The following is a 17,665-nucleotide window of genomic DNA, read 5'->3' on the forward strand; positions in this document are numbered from 1 at the left end:
TATTTTAGACTCGCATACTTTTATTTATAATCTTTACTCCAAGCGGTCGTATGGTGATTTACACTAAAAGCGAATAGAAGTTTAATCAGGTGAAGTGATAAAAGAGCTGTCATACTGATTGGCAATTTACTGTAACTAATAAGAAGAATGCAACCCAACCCCGCCATAGAAGCACCAGTTAATGCTTGCTCCCTGCAATCTTTCAGTAGCTCGCTTACAAACAGAGCGCCTATCATTGCACCAAGCCAGACCATAGTACAGGTTAGTAAAGATTGATTAAAAAGTAGAGCTAGAAGTAAGGGCTGAATATGAATCAGGAGGAAAATACATCGTCGTTTTACAGACTCCTGATAATAATGATTAGTCCCTTGAGATAAATTAGCAATCACTCCGCCGCTGATATCTACAGATAAGAGGCAAAAAGTTATGATTTGCCACAATGGCCAATTCTGATCTGGCAAGGAAAGGCGCCAGAGTAATCCAGTTACCAGAAAAGAGAAGGTCATCGTTATAGCTATGGTTATTAGGCTAGTTTTCCGTCCAAATAGTTCCTGTAAAAACTTAGGTGTGCAAATATCTCTCAATATTTTATTCCTCCCTGCCCCATGATAAATTCTATCTGTTCCAATCCTTTTTCCATTAAAAGTGATGGTGGCATATCCGTATAAAGATATCGGATTACCAAAAGCCCTAAACTGTTATAAAGTATTTCCAGCAGGAGGTCAATTGGGTAGTTTTCTGGCAGTAGATGGGCCTTGCTTTCCAAGTAAGTCTTAATTGATTGAAGATATTGGCTGTCAAGATACAGCAAATTGCTCAAATATTGACTGGAATCAGCATCAGAGGTGAGGATTTGAAAAACGCTCTGCCAGTCGGACTTCTCAACTTCAGTTATAGTTCCAACATCAGATATAATCTGCTTTTTAATACTTGCCACAAGCTCTGTATAAGTCTCAGCATTTTCGTCAAATTTTGTAGTCAATTTAAACTGCTTCTGGAGAACTATTTCAATAAAAATTTGCCCCTTGCTTTTAAAATAATTATATAGAGTTCCAGTAGCTATATCACAGACTTCTGCAATCTCTCGCATAGAAACTGCTCCAAAGCCCTTAGAGAGAAACAACTCCCCTGCCACTTCTAAAATAGCTTGACGATTCTTCTCTTTTTTACTTACTTTCATTTTTAAATCCCTTTTCAAAATATGAATACGTTCATTTTATGAACTTGTTCATATTGTAATAAATAAAATATAAAAAATCAAGAAAAAACTAAATACAATTTAGTGGTCAAAAAATAGAAAGCCAGAGGGACTGATATATAAAATTTGCCTTAGAGCCCCCACCACTGCCAAAGCAGATAGACTTGTCAGGTGTATCTATATTGTTTCTGTCGCGATAGAGTTGGAAATAACAGCTAACAAACATTAGATATGTCTGGTTGGCCGCAAGGCCAAACTTAAAATAGCAGAATAGAACTAGGCCACTTTTCGATTTTTGGTGAGTATTAGTCGATTAGTTATGCATTTGACTTCTCATAGAATTTTTGAAGAAGATTATGAAATAGGGAAGGGAACTCAGTTATTTTTTCTTGCGATATATTTTTCATAATAACGGTTGCTATCAAAAGGATAAGGAGTCTCTTTTGATTTGAACAGTTGCTCAGGGATAAGAACGACACTACTTACAAGAACTGTTCCACTGATAATGGCTAAAATGATTATTGGCAAACCGGGGAGATTTGTAGGATACTGGCTCAGAACATAGTAGAGAGCATGAAGCGTAAAGACAACCGCTGTCGCAAAACCTGGGTTATAAATGGTTCTTTTTCCTACTGTTCGAAAACGTCGGTACATACTGAACCCAAAAATCAGGTGGCCAATCATTTCAAAAAAGCAAAAGATAAGATTCCAGATGACAATGATCTGATTGACACCGTAGAAAAGACAGACAATACCAATTAATTCAGCTAACATGATAGTCAGCATATCAGAAAATTGATTCATAGGATAGCAATCGGGCTGTTGAGAGCGCCGAAGCATGTTGTAGTTATAATGAAAACCGCCAGGAAATCTCCATTCCTCTAGACAGTGCAAAGGGAGCATGACATAGATTATAGCTACAAATCTGCTTCCAGCATCTAGTGTGGTCCAATTTGTGATAAGATATAAGAGAATACCGATTCCCATAGCAAAGAGAATGGGAATCCAGATTTTTAACCAAACAGAAATCAGTTTGGACATAAGAATACCTCATTTATCAAAGCACCCACCACTGGTAAAGAGACCAGTAAAGGATGTTAGCGACCACTGCCAAAGCAGATAGACTGGTCATTGCCGTCAGGAAGAGGCGACCTTTGCTGATCTTTTCTCTGGATTTTCTGAAGAGCGGCAGCAGAGCCGCAGCGGTTAGTAGGAGTCCCAAGGCAGCAAAGAGCATGTAGCGCCAGGGAGCTAGAGAATCTAGGTCATCTGACATCAAAGGTATCATAATCATTAGCAGGTTTAGGGGAACAGCCAGAATACCAAGAGAAGTCAGCAGATTCCAGACCTTCCAAGTGCGGTCTGTGGGCTCAACCGTTTTTCGGGAAATCAAGCGATAAACTCCTAATAAAAGGCTGATGATGAGCGTTCCAAAACTATAGACAATTCCAAGGATGCCTAATCCTAAGATGATATAGTCCTTATAGAAGTCAAAAGCAGAGATTTTCTCATAGTCCACCACAGCGACGGGAATTGTAATCTTTCCCTTGCTCTCATAGATGGTCCAAAAATTGGTACTCAAGATTCGGTTCTGAGCAGGATTGTCAATCTTCTCTATTGAGGGCATCATGAGTCTAAGAAAGGATAAGGGGCCATGGAGAAAGGTACGTGGAGAACGGTAGTAGCCTGGTGTAAACTGCTTTTGGGTATCTTCGTCAGCTGTTTTACGTTTTCCGAAAACCAGTTCAGGCATTTGGTAGTTGTAATTCTCTTCCATGCTTTGATTGGTCATGACTATGTAGCCGATGCCACTTTCCAAGTCTAGCATGAGACGAGAGCTGAAACCATCAGTATTGCCGCCGTGGCCAATGATGCTGACTCCGTATTCATTGATCCAAAAACCGTGGGCATTGCGAGCAATGTCTGTACCTGGATAAGTCGAAGTGGGATTGTAGAGGGTATTCCAAGTTTCTGGACGTTCAAAGAGAACCTTGCGCCCCAGCAGAGCCTGAGCAAATTTCTGTAAATCCTCCAAGGTACCGGCTGCTTGGCCAATTGAGTAGAGACCATATTCATAAAAAGCTGTCCCTAGTGAATTTCCCTTTGTATCATAGGCCTTAGATTCTTGACGTTTTTTCTGAACATAGGGATTATCAGATAAGTCCGGTAGGAGAGCTGTCTTGTCCATGCCAAGCGGCTGGAAGATATGCTCGTGGGTATAGTCAGCAAAGGTCTGACCGGAAATCCGCTCGACAATCAGAGAAGCGAGTCCAGCACCATAGTTGGAATAAGAGGTTACTGTTCCAGGTTCAAAGGACTGGACAGGCTGGAGCATGCGTAGATTTTCCTCTATATTTTTATCACCTTTTGTGTAAGACAGAGATTCATCAAATCCCGTCTGATGATTCATGAGATCCAGCATCGTGATAGCTTTGTCGAAGTGCAGATTTTTAAGAAAATTCTCTGGCAGGTAGGTCTTGATATCTTCCTCTAGGTCAATCTTTCCTTGTTCCCAGAGCTGCATGACGGCTATCCAGACGGTCAGCTTGGTCACAGAGCCCCAATCAAAGACGCTGCTGTTGTCAGCTTTGATGCCTTTTTCTTTATCCATATAACCGAAGTTGCCTTGGTAAATGGTGCTATCCTTGTCAAATACTGCCGTTTCCATAGCGGCAGTCGTCTTTTCATGCTCCTTGACATAGTCTTCAATTTTTTGCCCAACTTGGTTGCGGTCAATACCAGATGGGAGTTTCTGTTCTTCAGCCAGTGCGGTAATTGGCCGAAAGAGTCCTATAGTCAGAAAAGTTAAAAGGATTAGGGAAAATGTTTTTTTCATAGCTGTCTCCTTTCATATTAGAATACCCACCACTGATAGAGGGACCAATAGAGGATATTAGCGGCCACTGCTAAGGCAGATAGACTAGTCATGACCGTCAGGAAGAGGCGTCCTTTGCTGAGCTTTTCTCTGAACTTTCTGAAGAGAGGTAACAGAGCCGCTGCGGTTAGCAGGAGTCCCAAGGCAGCAAAGAGCATGTAGCGCCACTGAGCAATCTCGCTGAAATCTCCCGAAGTTGCTGACATGAATAGCAGAAAGAGATTGATTGGAACAGTCAAAATACCAACAGCTGTTAGAAGGTTCCAGACCTTCCAAGTGCGGTCTGGCTGGTCTTGTTTCTTGCGAAAGATAAGCCGATAGACTCCTAGAAGAGGGCTGATGAGGAGCAGGCCGAGGGCGTAGATGATACCAAGTCCGGCTAAGCCTAGAACAACATAGTCTTTAAAGAAATCAAAGTCATAGACTTTCTCATAGTCTGCAACGGCCACTGCGATACGGGTCTTGCCTTGGCTCTGATAAATGGCCCAGAAGTTGTTTGGCAATAGCTGATCGTCAGATGGTTCCTGCAAGTAGTCTGCGGAGGCTGGAATCATTTTAAAGATAGCTAGAGGGCCTTGATTAAAGTTGCGCAGAGTGCGATAATAGCCAGGACTGAACTGCTCTTGGGTTTCCTTGCTGGCTGTTTTATGTGGCCCAAAGACGAGCTCTGGCATTTGGAAATTATAATTTTGCTCTGCACCTTGATTGGTCATGACGACATAGCCGATACCGTGTTCCAAGTCCAACATGATCCGTGAAGTAGAGCCAGCTGTATTTCCGCCGTGGCCCAACACAGTAGTACCATATTCGTTGGCCCAAAAGCCATGAGCATCGCGGATGATATCCGTGTCAGGGTAGGTGGCACTGGCAGTATAGAGGGTGTTCCAGGTCTCTGGACGCTCAAAGAGCGTCTTGCGAGCCAGCAGGGCTTGGGCGAACTTCTCCAAGTCTTTCAAGGTGCCAGTAGCCGCTCCGATAGGATAGATGCTAGTGATGAAATGGTCCTTGCTCAGTAAGTTTCCTTTAGTGTCGTATCCTTTGGTTTCTTGACGCTTTTTCTGAACGTAGGAATTGTCTGATAGATCCGGCAAAATAGCCGTTTTATTCATGCCCAGTGGTTGGAAGATATGCTCATGGACGTAGTCGGAGAAACGCTGACCAGAGATTCGCTCAACAATATAGGACGCCAAGCCTGCTCCAAAATTAGAATAGGCTGTTGTTGTGCCAGGTTCAAAAATCTGAGCTGGCTGACTAACTGACAAAATCTCCTCTATCGTCTGCCCCTTATTTTCCAGATAAGCAGCATGAGCCCCCTCTTCAAAACCCGCCTGATGGTTCATCAGATCCAGCATGGTGATAGGCTTATCATAGCGGAGATTTTTGAGGAAGCCCTCTGGCAGATAGGTGCGGATGTCTTCTTCTAGGTTAATCTTACCTTGCTCCCAGAGCTGCATAACAGAGAGCCAGACAGTTAATTTGGTTACGGAGCCCCATTCAAAAACGCTGCCGTCATCAGCTTTGACTCCCTTTTCCTTGTTCATATAGCCAAAGTTTCCTTTATAAATGGTACCGTCCTTATCAAAGACTGCCGTCGCCATGCCGGCTGTTGTCTTTTCGTGTTCCTTGACATAGTCTTGGATTTTCTGGCCAATCTGGTCACGTTCGATACCAGACGGTAGCTTTTGAGCCTCCTCAGCCAGCGCAGTAGCTGGCTGGAAGAGTCCCAGAGTTATAATGGTTAGAAGTGTTAGAATAAATGATTTCTTCATGCGAGTCTCCTTTTTTATTAGCCCTCAAGGGCGAAAGTAATACTTTTAAAAACGATTTTGCAAAAAATTTTAAACATTCTGAGCCTCCTTTTTATAGCACATACATTTCTTATTTCTTATTTCTTTCTATTTTAAAGTCCGATTCTCAAATATCCTTCAAGTAATTCTAAAATATTTCTAAAGTTTTTCGAATAGTCCATCTTTTATTGACTTAGCCTCTTATCCTTGCTACACTAGTGATAGGAAATTTCTGGAGGCGAGTGTTTATGGCTCATATTTTACTCATCGAAGACAACAGTGATATTCATGAAATTCTAAAAGATCTTTTTCAGAAGGAACACACGGTTTATTCCGCCTATTCGGGGACGGAGGGCATTTCGCTGTTTGAGCGGGAGGAGATTGATTTGGTCCTTTTGGACATCATGCTGCCGGGGAAGAATGGCGATGAAGTGTTGAGGGAAATTCGCAGCAGCAATGCTACGGTGCCAGTGGTTATGCTGACAGCCCTTGGTGAGAAAGCGCTGGTTAGTCAGTACCTGCTGAATGGTGCTAATGATTATATCGTCAAACCTTTCAATCTGGATGAGGTTTTTGCCCGTATTACCGTGCAGCTGCGCAGCCAGCAGGCTTTGACTGGCGAGGAAGAAGGCCAGTCCTTTAAAAATATCCGTCTGCTCAAGGCTACCTTTGAGGCGGTCTGTGGTGAGAAAAGCGTCCGTTTGAGCAAGAAAGAATATCATATCCTCCAGCTCTTGCTCCGTCATCCCAAGAAGATCTACACCAAGGAAGAGCTCTTTGAGCAGGTCTGGGAAGAGAGCTATCTGCCTGGGGATAATACCCTGAATACCCACCTCAGCAATCTACGTAAGAAACTGGCTCAGTTGGACCCAACAGAGGAATACATAGAGACTGTTTGGGGACTAGGTGTCCGGCTCAAGGAGGACTGATATGTTGGTGTTAGTCATTTTATTTGCCCTTATCAGTCTGTTTCTGGCTATTGGTTTCATACGCTATCATCTGGCGGTCAAGGATGTGGCACAGCAGATTCGTCGGAAGCGACAGACAGGGAGCCAGAATCGTCTGGCTCCTGCTGCTCATGCACCTAGTGTTTTGGAGCTGACAGAGGAAGCAGAGTTGCTCTTTCGGGAGCTAGATAAGACGACCTTTGTTGTCCAGCAGGAAAAGAAGACGCTGGATATGGCTATCAGTAATATCGCCCATGATATCCGCACCCCTCTGACCATTGCCAGCGGCTATACCCAGCAGCTGCTGAAGGATGATAGTCAGGAAAGTCAGCAGCTGATTAAAATTGCAGATAGTCTGGGAATGGTGTCCAAACGGCTGGAAGCCTTGATGGAGTATCGCCGGCTGATGGAGGGAGCCATACGGGCCAATGTCCAGCCAACAGATATATCTCAGCTGGTAACCCAGCAGCTTTTTACTTATTATGACGCCTTCCAGAAAGCCCAGATTGACTTGCAAGTAGAGCTGGCTGAAGGTCTAGAGCTAGAGACAGACCCAGAAATTTTAGAGCGCATTGTCCAAAATATGATAAGCAATGTCCTCAAGCACGGCCGTAAGGCCGCTAGCATTTCGCTGAAAAAAGAGGGCGAGCATTGTATCTTTACCGTCAAAAATATCGTCCAGCAGCCTATCCAATATCTGGATAAGCTGACCAATCGCTTTTACTCAGAAAATCTATCCAGCAGTGAGGAGTCTTCTGGTCTGGGGCTTTACATCACCCAGCAGTTAGTCGAAATCCTAGGCGGGGACTTGACGATGAAAGCTGAGGACGACTGGTTTGAACTGGTTGTGACTTTGTAGAGGATAGTGTATGATAAGGGAAAATGTTTTTTTAAAGGAGTAAAATGCAACCGAATTATCGTATTACAGAGAAGATATTGAACCTAGTTCAGAGAATTTCTGAACTGACTACTCAACTTTCGATTGAAAAACGTAAGCTGTATTTGCGGAAGGAAAACCGAATCCGATCTATTCAATCATCACTTGCTATTGAGAATAATAGCTTATCATTAGAGCAGGTAACAGACATCATTGAAGGCAGGCGTGTACTTGGTCCGTTAAAAGATATTCATGAGGTGCAAAATGCCTATGAAGCCTATGAGCGAGTGTTCAGGCTAAACCCTTATAGTCTGGATGATTTTCTCCTGGCACATGGCTTGCTGACTAAGGATTTAGTCAAGCGGTCGGGACAGTTTCGGCTAGGGGATGTTGGAGTCTATGATGGCGAGGGGAGAGTAGTTCATGTTGGGGCTAGACCACAGTTTGTCCCCAATTTGGTCAAGGATTTATTCAAATGGGCAGAGCAAAGCGAGGTCTCGGCCATTGTCAAGTCCTGTATCGTTCACTTTGAGTTAGAGATTATTCACCCTTTTGAAGATGGCAATGGGCGAATGGGACGTCTATGGCAGAGTCTGATTCTCAGTCAATGGAATCCAATTTTTGAATGGCTGCCAGTAGAATCAGTTATTTATGCTCATCAGCAGGGTTATTATGATGCCTTGACCATCAGCAATGATACCAATGACTCTACAGTATTTACTGAGTTTATGTTGCAGGCCATACTAGAAACACTAGAAGAATACCAAGAAAAAGCAGATGAAGATGCAGACAGGATACTTCACAAGACATTAAAGCCAAGAGAGTTAGAAATTTATCAGCTGATAAAAGCTTACTTGGAGGGACATTCACAAATAGCTAATGCAAAAGTACAAGAGATTACAGGATTAAGCGAGGCTACAACCCGTAGATATTTGAATATATTTGTAGAATTCGGTCTTCTGAAAACAAGTGGAACAACGCGGGATCGGGTCTATCAGTTAGCTTAAAAATCCGCTCAAAATCCGCTCAAAATCCGCTCATAAACCTCAGCTAATTTTCGAATTGGCTGAGGTTTATTTTTAGATTAAATCGAAGAAAGGCATGATAAAAATGCCTTTCTGTTTTGTGATTTGAAAAGCCAATTATCTTAGAAAGGCCATTTTACCAGTCGAAGTGAAAAATCAGCCGACTGCTCTAAACCCTTGATATAACTGACTTGCAACTGTCAGTTGACAATGATTCCAAGTTCAATCACTCAAAAAGCAACTAGATTTTTTCTTTATTCCAAGTCCAGTCGCTAGAAAGGCAACTGGCTTTTTTGTTAATCTGAAAGCAGAAGCCAAGTTTTTGATTTCGGAATGAACGAGTCGCTGTCTTTGAAGATTTGGATTAAAAACTTGAGTTTAATTATATTATAAGGAGGTATTCTCATGAATACAGAAACAACTATCAAACCACAACCCAAACTAATTTTGCCGTTTCTGGCTTGGAACTTCGGCTGGACATGGGGATTCTGGCTATTGGACATTATCCTCAAAAACCTTTGGCCAGACAGCCCACCTACAGCCTATCTTGCTCTTGAAGCTATTCTAAATGGTATTGCTATGTTTGGGCCTATGCTGGCTAGCTTGATCGTACTGAAAAAGAAAGGCTTCAAGGCCATTTGCTCCTATCTCTTTTCAGGCAAGAAAGAGACCTGGCTCTACTTGCTAATCTATGGTGGCGGTCTGACCGCCTTCTATGCCCTAGCTTCTGGCGGCAAGCTGGTAGACGGCGCTTTAGTAAGATTTCCTTGGTTTTTTATCTATTGTATTGTCCTATCGGGCGGGATTGAAGAATTCGGCTGGCGCGGCTTCCTACAGCCGGCCTTAGAGAAAAAGTTTTCTTTTTTTGTCTCTACTTTGATGACCGGTATTATTTGGGCCATCTGGCATATTCCTCTCTGGTTTTACGATCGCTTTTATGATCGAAGTCAGGATTTGTTCTCAGTTTTTATCATTTTCAGTATCCTTCTATCTTTTTGGCTTGCAGCTCTGTATAAGAAGACCCAGTCTGTCCTTGCTTGTAACATCTTTCATGCGCTCTCCAACACCCTCATCCCGACTTTTGTTGGCATAGCTCAAGCTAACAATTTGGATTTTTCTCAAGTTAATCCCTTCTTTTACTTTGGAGGTGTGATTCTCCTGACACTTTATAGTATCTATCTCTGGTATCGGACGGATAGGGAGGAAAAAGCTCTTCCGTCTAAAGAAGAAGTCTAGCATTTTATGAAGAGATGACAATCAGACTTTGCAGTCTCTCCGCCTTGTGCTATAATAAGTTTCAATGAAAGAAAGTATAAAAAATAAGAAAGAGTAGGTAAAACAATCCATGAATCTATCAGACAGAATCCAGTACCTGCGAAAAGTGCGGGGCATTTCTCAGGAGGGGCTAGCCGACCAACTCGGTGTGTCTAGACAGGCCGTTTCCAAGTGGGAGAGCGAGCAGAGTATGCCTGATGTGGATAAGATCATTTCCATGAGTGACTATTTTGAGGTGACCACAGACTATCTGCTCAAGGGAATTGAGCCTGTAGTACAGAAAGAGGAAGAGCAGTCAATCAAGCACAGGAGAATAGCCAGCAATATTTGCTATCAGCTCTCTCTTGGCTTTGTCGGTCTGGGCATCATCCTCTCCATTATCCTAGCTGATTTTCTCAAGATCAGTATCTTGCTAACGCCGGTGCTGATCGTTCAGGGAGTAGGGCTGCTGGTGTGGGGAACGGGCCGCAATCTATCCGAGGTAAGACCTTCTTTTCAGGTTAAGCTAGCCCTGATTTTATTCTTGATCTTTGTTCCCCTCGGATTTCTATCTAATGTTCTTTTTCCTATGGGCAAGATCTTTCCATATCCGACCAGTCTGGCAGCCAGTCTTACCTTTGTCACTTTCTACCTTATCCTAGGAGTCTGCATCAGTCTGTTCTTGAAAAAGCAAGATTGGAAGCAGTGAAAGGAAGCCGATAAAGCGGGCTAGACCAGAAGGGGTGAAATCCGCTCAAAAAAACTCAGCTAATTTAGTGATTAGCTGAGTTTTTATTTTACAAATCTCTCTTTTTCAGTGTAGCCAGTCCTGCTAAGCTAAAGACCGTGATCAGACTGAGAGCAAAGATAGCTGTTTTGATGATGACACTTGGTATTGAAGCGTCTCCGTAGACGAACTCCATCTTGATAGCCTTGAACCATTCATTATTGGCATCAACCATTTGACTAGGGAGGCCGAGTAAGATGTAGGTCATGATATAGGTGATAAAGACGACACTATAGTTTCGAGTCAAGTAGAGGACAAAGCTGGTAATGCAGTACCAAGCATAGGTACAGATGACCTGCATGACAAAGAGTATTGCGAATTGTCCCCAGAAATTAGCTGGCAGGGTTCCCATATTACCACCGGTTCGGACAAATTCGATGACAATACCAAAAATGTAGAGCAGTATGAACTGCATAGGAAGTAAGCTACCGATAGTCAGTGATTTAGAGAAGTAATACTGGGTCCGAGTCTTGCCTGTAGTCAGGTTATTGTGATAAAGTTTGTCATTGAGATCAACACCGAGAAGCAAGCTAGTCATGACATTGCAGGCAATAAAGAGCATGCCGCTGTTGTAGGAGACGACATCTATGGCAAAAAAGATACCGTTGTCGGAACTGACAACTTTGGAAGTGAAAATGCCGAGGAGAATTCCAAAGATGCAGAAAGCCTGCACTCCCCAGAATCCTACGGAGCGGAAGAGACGGTAGTAATCCGCCTTGATACTATTAAACATGAGTGTTTCCTCCTTGTTGGTTGATTAAGTCTGTAAAGTATTTTTCTAAGTCTTTGTGGGCGTAGTAGATTTCCCCGATTGGGATGTCGGCTAGGACTAATTCCTTGGCAATCTTGCGAATTTCTTGTACTTGGCCAGAAATATGCAGCTCATCTTCCTTGTTACTTGGTCTGAGCTGGTAGCCTAGCTTGTCTTGCACTAAATGAGTAGCTTGCTTGATATTATCCGTTTTGAGGATGATATAGTCGCCGCTTTCTCGGTCAAATTCTTCCTTAGACAGCTCCTTGATGAAATGCCCTTGATTGATAAAGCCAAAGCGAGTTGCTACTAGATAAAGCTCGGACAGGATATGGCTGGAAATGATGATGGTGATGCCTAGTTCTTGATTGAGGCGCTTGACCATTTCTCTAAATTCCTGAATCCCAACTGGGTCTAAACCATTGATGGGCTCGTCCAAGATGAGCAAGTCGGGACGCCCCAAAATGGCAATGGCAATGCCCAACCGCTGTTTCATCCCTAGAGAGAAATTGCGGAATTTTTTCTTTCCAGTATCGGTCAGGCCGACATATTGCAGGGTTTCTTTGATGACTTTGTCAGCATTTGGAATGCCCCGGTCGGTACAGTAGTAGCGTAGATTTTCATAGGCCGACATGTGGGCATGAGCTACAGGGGTCTCGATAACAGATCCAGTATGGCCGAGGGCTCTGGTCCATTCTTGTTGGTTCTGAGAGCCCAGAACAGATACGGTTCCTCCGCTAGGATAGATGACTTGAGTGATGATTTTGATCAGTGTGGTCTTACCAGCACCGTTTTTTCCGATGAGACCGTAGATCTCTCCTTTCTTGATGGAAAGACTGACATCTTTCAGAGCATACTGATCACCGTATTTTTTAGTGAGTCCTTTCACTTCTAAAACATTTTGCATGATGTTTCTCCTTTAATTACTTTGTTTATACTTTTAGTATACAAACTAAATTTCAAATATTTCTCAAGAAATTCTAAAATATTTCTAAAGAAATTTAAAATTGAAAAGATTAAAATGAGCCAGTCGAGAGCCAGCTCATTTTCTGCTATAAATCCTTTTTGTGGAAAGTATAAAGACTTGCTACAGTGAAGATTGTTCCTAAGACCAAGGCGATTAGAATAATTCTTAAGGTTACACCGTTGCTTTGGAGCGTCTCAAAGTCAAAGCTCATGGTGAAATGCTGCAGCCATAGAGATTTGGGATAAAATTGAGCAAGAGCTCCGGTTAAGGATGCGCAGAAAAGGTAACCTCCCAGAGCAGCAATCATAGATTTACTCAGATAAAGAATAAAGGAAATAATAGCTGTCCAAGCAATGACAGTCAGGCACTGCACAAAGAATAGAAGAATAAACTGAAGCAGGAAGGTAGCGGATAAATCACCGATACCGTTTAGAATGGCTGCTAGGATAAAGTTGATGCTATAATAGAGAGCTAACTGCAGGAACGTTACGCAGACCATGACTAGGGCTTTAGAGACGAAGAAACTGGTACGGGAAACGCCGCTGGTTAAAGTATTCTTGTAAAGCTGCTTGTTCAGATCTGTCCCGATGACGACCATAGAGAGGATAATGATGATAAATGTATTATTACCGATAGCGTTGGACACCGCTTGTATAAGCTGGACGGCATTTAATTTGCCAAAGACTGCGCTCAAGGTCGTCAGTAGAAAAATGAATTCGGTAATCCAAACAGCCTTGGAACGAAAGAAACGGTAAAAATCTGCTTGAAAAGTATGTAACATGGTTTTTTCTCCTTACTGGACTAAATCTGTAAAGTATTTTTCTAAATCTTTGTGAGCTGCATAGATACCATTGACATGAATTTTGGATAGGACCAACTCCCTGTTGATGTCATTTAGTTCCTGTTCTTGGGCGACAATGTGCAGTTCGTCAGATTTATCAGCTTCCTTGAGCTGATAGTGGAGCTTACCTTGGATGAGGTTGGCGGCCTGGTCTCTATCGCTGGTTTTGAGGACGATATAATCTTCGCTGGCTCGGTCAAAGTCGTCCTTGGTGAATTCTGCGACAAGCCGTCCTTGGTCAATCACGCCAAACTTGGTGGCTACCAGATAAAGCTCAGACAAGATGTGGCTGGAAATGATAAAAGTGATTCCCAACTCTTGATTGAGTCGCTGAATCATCAGTCGAAATTCCTTGATGCCAAGCGGATCTAGGCCGTTGATAGGTTCGTCTAAAATCATGAGTTCAGGCTTACTGATAAGTGCAATAGCGATTCCTAGACGCTGCTTCATTCCTAGCGAAAAGTTGCGGAATTTCTTTTTACCAGTATTGCTCAATCCGACATAGGCCAGGGTTTCCTTGATGAGCTGGTCGGGCTGGGCAATCTGGTGGACCTTGCAGTAGTAGTTGAGGTTTTGATAAGCAGTCATCTGATTGTAAGCGACTGGTGTTTCGATGACAGTTCCTATCTTACGCAGGGCTTCATTCCATTCCTTAGAGTTCTGCGAACCAAAGACAGACACGGTTCCGCTGTTGGCATGAATGAGCCGGCTAATGGTCTTGAGAAGAGTGGTTTTGCCAGCACCGTTCTTGCCAATCAGTCCATAAATATCGCCTTTCTGGATTGAAAGACTCACATGATCAAGGGCGTATTGCTGGCCATATTGTTTGGTAACTTGCTTTACTTCTAAAACAGTTTGCATGGTATATTCTCGCTTTCTTAGGTTTGATTTTAGTATACAAGCTAGACTTCAAATATTTCTCAAGAAATTCTAAAATATTTCTAAAGAAATGCAGAACAACCAATCGGCTGACTGGCTGCTGGGGTGTTGATTTTTTATGTTAAAAGATGTCGAGTTCTCAAAAACGACAAAGGTTTCAGCAATGCTTTGTGAAGAAGAATAGTCATTGCTAGACCTGTAGCTAGTTAAGCTGTTCTGGTATAAGTTGAGGGTCGAATTCTTCTTTGGTAAATTCTGTGACAAGCTTGCCTTGTTCCAGAATGCCAAATTTGGTGGCAACCAAAGAAAGTTCAGATAGGATGTGACTGGAAATGATAAGGGGCGTTCCTAGTCCTTGGCTGATTCGCTGGATCATGAGGTGGAATTCCTTGATATCAATAGGTCCCAGATTATTAAAAGGCTCATCCAATATCAGCAGGTCTGGCTTATCAATAAGGATGATAGCGATGCCTAGCCGCTGCTTCATACCTAGGGAAAATTCACTGAATGTTTTCTTGCCAGTCTTGGTCAGACCGGTATAAGTTAGGCATTCTTGGATAACCCTATCAGGATTGGCAACCTTTCGATCAATGCAATAATAGAGTAGATTATCAAAGGCCGTCAGATGCTCGTGGGCAATCGGTGTTTCGATGATAGTTCCGCTTTGCTTGAGCGCCTTCTTCCATTCCTTCTGATTGTTAGCAGAGGAAAAGAGGGCAGTGGTTCCGTTGCTGGCATGAATGAGCTGGGAAATCATCTTAATCAGGTTCGTTTTTTCACTCTCTTTCTTGCCAATCAATCCATAAATATCGCCTTTTTGGATAGATAGGCTGACTTGATCAAGGGACTCTTGCTGGTTGGATTGTTTCGTAATATGTTTAATCTCTAAGATATGCTGCATGGTGATACTCCGTTTCTTTGTGCTTACTTTTAGTTTACAGCCTAGACTTCAAATATTTCTCAAGAAATTCTAAAATATTTCTAAAGAAATGCAGAACCAATCCCAAAGCAATAAAAAAGCAGCCAAAGGGCTGACTGCTTAGATTTATAAGTCTCTGTGCTGAAAGGCTTGGTAACCACCTAAGAGAGAACCAGCTAGGATAAGGAATAAGAATAGTTCAGAATTTATCTGAGGGAAAACGATGACGAGGCTAGACTGAAGCATAATCAGGGCGAAAAAGACGAGATAGCTAGCTAGGGTGGAACGGGTCAGGTAGAGGAGACAGGTAACTACAGAACTGCAGGTCATAATAAAGAGAAAGGAGCGAAAGAAAGACAAGGAAAAGCTCCATAAAAAGTTCTTTGGCATAGTCCCAAGTCCATGGAAGAGGCTCCCAAAGATAAAGGCTGCGGCAAAAGCTGCCGCCATTTGCAAGATGATAATTGTGATAAGAACAGCTATTTTGGATAAGTAAAATTCTTTTCTAGAAATCCCACTAGCTAATATATTGTTGTATAGTTTTCTAGTCAGGTCACGACCTAACAGAAAGATAACGAGCACAAGGACAGTAATCATGACAAAGGGCAGGAAATCTTTAGCAAGCTCCCCGAGAGCTTCAAATCCTGTCCAACCTTGGATGACTATTTCTTCTGGATCAGAAGACGTAGAGATATAAAAATTAAAGTTTCTTTCACCAAGAGAGCTGATGAAAATGAGAAAAAAGAGCAGCCCTTCTATTAGCCAAAAAAGCTTGGAGCGGACAAGCTGGTATAGCTCCGCCTGAATGGTATGTAACATGAAATCTCCTCTGAATGATTAAGATTGTTCCTGCTTTTTATAAATTTTTCTTTTTGAAAACCATCAGCCCGCCACCCATAAAGAGCAAGGTGACCGTTACCACTGTCAGGATAGCTTTGATAACAGCTCCGCTATCTGCTGCCATATCTGTGTTAAAACGCATGGTCAGATAGAGCAGCCATTCATTGTCAGGGTAAAAGATGAGGGGAATAGTCAGTAAGGTACCGCCAAGGAAATAGGTCAGAAAGCTAGATACAATCGAGTGGCTGGCATAGAGTATAAAAGAAATGATGGCAATCCATGCAACCGTGCTGAGAAATTGAATGAAGAGAGCAGCTCCCAACTGAGGCAAAAAAGAGCTGGGGGCGCTGCCAATTCCGTTGGACAGACTAGCGGTCACAAAGGAGATAGATAAAATCATCAGGAAGTGAAAGGCTGCGATGCTAACGCAGACAAAGAATTTAGAAAAATAATAGCTGAGCTTAGAGATGCCGTAGCTCAGACAGTTTTTATAAAGTTTCCGAGACAGGTCCACTCCAAGGACCATACCGATACCAATGATGGTGAAAAAGAGCAGACCGTCTGTATTGCCTGCAAAATAGTCCAGAGCTTGAAGTCCGGTTAGTTTTCCTAGAGCTTGAGTAGCAGCCTCATTTCTGGAGATATTTGCTCCAAAATGAATATTTGCTTGGAAGAAAGTTGCTGAGAAAATCACACAGAATAATAAAAACTCAGTAATCCAAAAGCCTTTTGAGCGCATGAGCCGGTAAAAATCGGCTCGAATGAAATCCATCATGATAAACCTCCCTTTTTCATTCGACCAGGTCAGTAAAGAAGTTTTCTAGGTTTTGTCGTGCATAGTAAATCTCCTGCACTGGTATATCTGCAACCGCAAGTTCCTTGACAATCTTGCTAATCTCATGCGAATGGGTAAAGATATGAATCTCGTCAGAGGCATTGACCACCTTGATACGATGCATGAGCTGGTCGTGAATCAGCCGGCTGGCTTCTTCTAACTGCGACGTTTTAAGCACGATATAGTCTTCGCTCTGTTCTTCAAACTCCGCTTTTGAAATCTCACGAATCAATCGTCCTTCCTCGATAATGCCGAACCGAGTCCCCACTAAGTAGAGTTCAGACAGGATATGGCTGGAGATGATAAAGGTCATGCCTAACTCCTCGTTGAGCCGCTGTACCAGCTGGCGAAATTCCTTGATGCCGACCGGATCCAGGCCATTGATAGGCTCGTCCAGTATCATCAGGTCAGGTCTGGTAAGAAGCGCGATAGCTAGACCCAGCCGTTGTTTCATCCCGAGTGAGAAGTCGCGGAATTTCTTCTTGCCGGTATCCGTCAAGTCTACATATTCCAAGGTTTCACGGATGACCTTGTCCGCATGGGGAATATGGCGGAGCTTACAGTAGTAGCTGAGATTTTCATAGGCTGTCAGGTGGTTGTGAGCGACTGGCGTTTCGATGACAGAACCGACCCGTTTGAGGCTCTGCATCCAATCTTGATAGTTCTGAGAGCCAAAGAGGGAGACATTGCCACTGCTTGCTTCCAAGAGCTGGGTAATGACCTTGATTAGAGTGGTCTTTCCGGCCCCGTTCTTGCCAATCAAACCGTAAATATCTCCTTTTTTTATCGTCAGACTCACATCGGTCAGAGCGTACTGTCGGCCGAATTTCTTGCTGACTTGCTGTAAAACTAAAACATTTTCCATGTCAAGTCTCCTTTTCAT

Annotated in this window: 18 protein-coding genes; 5 read left to right on the forward strand and 13 right to left on the reverse strand. The window is 43.0% G+C overall.

Annotation, left to right across the window (positions count from 1 at the left end; genetic code table 11):
- Positions 1-20: 20 nt before the first annotated feature.
- The 5 genes from K4I03_RS06500 to K4I03_RS06520 form a co-directional block, all read right to left on the reverse strand.
- On the reverse strand, positions 21-584 hold the full coding sequence (locus K4I03_RS06500) for a hypothetical protein (RefSeq protein ID WP_227964098.1): 564 nt from the start codon (positions 582-584) through the stop codon (positions 21-23).
- Positions 581-1,180: a TetR/AcrR family transcriptional regulator gene (locus tag K4I03_RS06505; RefSeq protein WP_002926722.1), complete on the reverse strand. Its 600-nt coding sequence runs from the start codon at positions 1,178-1,180 to the stop codon at positions 581-583. The genes K4I03_RS06500 and K4I03_RS06505 overlap by 4 nt, the downstream gene beginning before the upstream one ends.
- Positions 1,181-1,573: 393 nt before the next feature.
- Complete coding sequence (locus tag K4I03_RS06510; protein WP_002926720.1) at positions 1,574-2,239, reverse strand: HXXEE domain-containing protein; 666 nt, start codon at positions 2,237-2,239, stop codon at positions 1,574-1,576.
- 16 nt (positions 2,240-2,255) lie between these two features.
- Positions 2,256-4,034, reverse strand: coding sequence for a serine hydrolase domain-containing protein (locus K4I03_RS06515; RefSeq protein WP_227964100.1), 1,779 nt, complete (start codon positions 4,032-4,034; stop codon positions 2,256-2,258).
- Between the two features lie 17 nt (positions 4,035-4,051).
- Positions 4,052-5,842, reverse strand: a complete 1,791-nt coding sequence (locus K4I03_RS06520) for a serine hydrolase domain-containing protein (protein ID WP_227964102.1) — start codon at positions 5,840-5,842, stop codon at positions 4,052-4,054.
- Between the two features lie 266 nt (positions 5,843-6,108).
- On the opposite strand from K4I03_RS06520, the gene K4I03_RS06525 reads away from it, so the two are divergent.
- From K4I03_RS06525 to K4I03_RS06545, 5 genes are all read left to right on the forward strand, one after another.
- Complete coding sequence (locus tag K4I03_RS06525; RefSeq protein WP_002907256.1) at positions 6,109-6,789, forward strand: response regulator transcription factor; 681 nt, start codon at positions 6,109-6,111, stop codon at positions 6,787-6,789.
- Position 6,790: 1 nt separating this feature from the next.
- Positions 6,791-7,666: a sensor histidine kinase gene (locus tag K4I03_RS06530; protein ID WP_227964104.1), complete on the forward strand. Its 876-nt coding sequence runs from the start codon at positions 6,791-6,793 to the stop codon at positions 7,664-7,666.
- Positions 7,667-7,710: 44 nt separating this feature from the next.
- A complete protein-coding gene (locus K4I03_RS06535) occupies positions 7,711-8,691 on the forward strand; it encodes a Fic family protein (RefSeq protein WP_227964106.1) in 981 nt (326 codons plus the stop codon).
- 423 nt (positions 8,692-9,114) lie between these two features.
- Positions 9,115-9,945 (forward strand): CPBP family intramembrane glutamic endopeptidase, encoded by an 831-nt coding sequence (locus K4I03_RS06540; RefSeq protein ID WP_002929240.1) that lies wholly within the window; start codon positions 9,115-9,117, stop codon positions 9,943-9,945.
- A gap of 109 nt (positions 9,946-10,054) precedes the next feature.
- On the forward strand, positions 10,055-10,672 hold the full coding sequence (locus tag K4I03_RS06545; RefSeq protein WP_227964107.1) for a helix-turn-helix domain-containing protein: 618 nt from the start codon (positions 10,055-10,057) through the stop codon (positions 10,670-10,672).
- Positions 10,673-10,760: 88 nt separating this feature from the next.
- On the opposite strand, the gene K4I03_RS06550 is transcribed toward K4I03_RS06545, so the two are convergent.
- The 8 genes from K4I03_RS06550 to K4I03_RS06585 form a co-directional block, all read right to left on the reverse strand.
- On the reverse strand, positions 10,761-11,483 hold the full coding sequence (locus K4I03_RS06550) for a lantibiotic ABC transporter permease (protein WP_002896539.1): 723 nt from the start codon (positions 11,481-11,483) through the stop codon (positions 10,761-10,763).
- Positions 11,476-12,408 carry an ABC transporter ATP-binding protein gene (locus tag K4I03_RS06555; protein ID WP_227964109.1) on the reverse strand — a complete coding sequence of 311 codons (933 nt, stop codon included), beginning with the start codon at positions 12,406-12,408 and terminating at the stop codon, positions 11,476-11,478. Before K4I03_RS06555 ends, K4I03_RS06550 begins: the two co-directional genes overlap by 8 nt.
- A gap of 145 nt (positions 12,409-12,553) precedes the next feature.
- Positions 12,554-13,249 (reverse strand): ABC-2 family transporter permease, encoded by a 696-nt coding sequence (locus K4I03_RS06560; RefSeq protein WP_125336399.1) that lies wholly within the window; start codon positions 13,247-13,249, stop codon positions 12,554-12,556.
- Between the two features lie 12 nt (positions 13,250-13,261).
- Positions 13,262-14,170 (reverse strand): ATP-binding cassette domain-containing protein, encoded by a 909-nt coding sequence (locus tag K4I03_RS06565; RefSeq protein WP_227964110.1) that lies wholly within the window; start codon positions 14,168-14,170, stop codon positions 13,262-13,264.
- A 220-nt stretch (positions 14,171-14,390) separates the two neighbouring features.
- Positions 14,391-15,089 carry an ATP-binding cassette domain-containing protein gene (locus tag K4I03_RS06570; protein WP_227964112.1) on the reverse strand — a complete coding sequence of 233 codons (699 nt, stop codon included), beginning with the start codon at positions 15,087-15,089 and terminating at the stop codon, positions 14,391-14,393.
- 144 nt (positions 15,090-15,233) lie between these two features.
- Positions 15,234-15,926, reverse strand: a complete 693-nt coding sequence (locus K4I03_RS06575) for an ABC transporter permease (RefSeq protein WP_227964113.1) — start codon at positions 15,924-15,926, stop codon at positions 15,234-15,236.
- A gap of 37 nt (positions 15,927-15,963) precedes the next feature.
- Positions 15,964-16,722 carry an ABC transporter permease gene (locus tag K4I03_RS06580; RefSeq protein WP_227964114.1) on the reverse strand — a complete coding sequence of 253 codons (759 nt, stop codon included), beginning with the start codon at positions 16,720-16,722 and terminating at the stop codon, positions 15,964-15,966.
- Positions 16,723-16,738: 16 nt separating this feature from the next.
- Positions 16,739-17,647 (reverse strand): ATP-binding cassette domain-containing protein, encoded by a 909-nt coding sequence (locus K4I03_RS06585; protein ID WP_227964115.1) that lies wholly within the window; start codon positions 17,645-17,647, stop codon positions 16,739-16,741.
- Positions 17,648-17,665: the final 18 nt, after the last annotated feature.

Source organism: Streptococcus sanguinis, from assembly GCF_020729725.1.
Lineage (GTDB): Bacteria > Bacillota > Bacilli > Lactobacillales > Streptococcaceae > Streptococcus > Streptococcus sanguinis_V.

Bases quoted from the DNA above. Each gene is read 5' to 3' on its own strand.
- K4I03_RS06530 (WP_227964104.1), top strand. From the start codon at position 6,791: ATGTTGGTGTTAGTCATTTTATTTGCCCTTATCAGTCTGTTTCTGGCT.
- K4I03_RS06520 (WP_227964102.1), bottom strand. From the start codon at position 5,842: ATGAAGAAATCATTTATTCTAACACTTCTAACCATTATAACTCTGGGA.
- K4I03_RS06585 (WP_227964115.1), bottom strand. From the start codon at position 17,647: ATGGAAAATGTTTTAGTTTTACAGCAAGTCAGCAAGAAATTCGGCCGA.
- K4I03_RS06580 (WP_227964114.1), bottom strand. From the start codon at position 16,722: ATGATGGATTTCATTCGAGCCGATTTTTACCGGCTCATGCGCTCAAAA.
- K4I03_RS06525 (WP_002907256.1), top strand. From the start codon at position 6,109: ATGGCTCATATTTTACTCATCGAAGACAACAGTGATATTCATGAAATT.
- K4I03_RS06535 (WP_227964106.1), top strand. From the start codon at position 7,711: ATGCAACCGAATTATCGTATTACAGAGAAGATATTGAACCTAGTTCAG.
- K4I03_RS06510 (WP_002926720.1), bottom strand. From the start codon at position 2,239: ATGTCCAAACTGATTTCTGTTTGGTTAAAAATCTGGATTCCCATTCTC.
- K4I03_RS06515 (WP_227964100.1), bottom strand. From the start codon at position 4,034: ATGAAAAAAACATTTTCCCTAATCCTTTTAACTTTTCTGACTATAGGA.
- K4I03_RS06545 (WP_227964107.1), top strand. From the start codon at position 10,055: ATGAATCTATCAGACAGAATCCAGTACCTGCGAAAAGTGCGGGGCATT.
- K4I03_RS06540 (WP_002929240.1), top strand. From the start codon at position 9,115: ATGAATACAGAAACAACTATCAAACCACAACCCAAACTAATTTTGCCG.
- K4I03_RS06555 (WP_227964109.1), bottom strand. From the start codon at position 12,408: ATGCAAAATGTTTTAGAAGTGAAAGGACTCACTAAAAAATACGGTGAT.
- K4I03_RS06550 (WP_002896539.1), bottom strand. From the start codon at position 11,483: ATGTTTAATAGTATCAAGGCGGATTACTACCGTCTCTTCCGCTCCGTA.
- K4I03_RS06570 (WP_227964112.1), bottom strand. From the start codon at position 15,089: ATGCAGCATATCTTAGAGATTAAACATATTACGAAACAATCCAACCAG.
- K4I03_RS06575 (WP_227964113.1), bottom strand. From the start codon at position 15,926: ATGTTACATACCATTCAGGCGGAGCTATACCAGCTTGTCCGCTCCAAG.
- K4I03_RS06505 (WP_002926722.1), bottom strand. From the start codon at position 1,180: ATGAAAGTAAGTAAAAAAGAGAAGAATCGTCAAGCTATTTTAGAAGTG.
- K4I03_RS06565 (WP_227964110.1), bottom strand. From the start codon at position 14,170: ATGCAAACTGTTTTAGAAGTAAAGCAAGTTACCAAACAATATGGCCAG.
- K4I03_RS06560 (WP_125336399.1), bottom strand. From the start codon at position 13,249: ATGTTACATACTTTTCAAGCAGATTTTTACCGTTTCTTTCGTTCCAAG.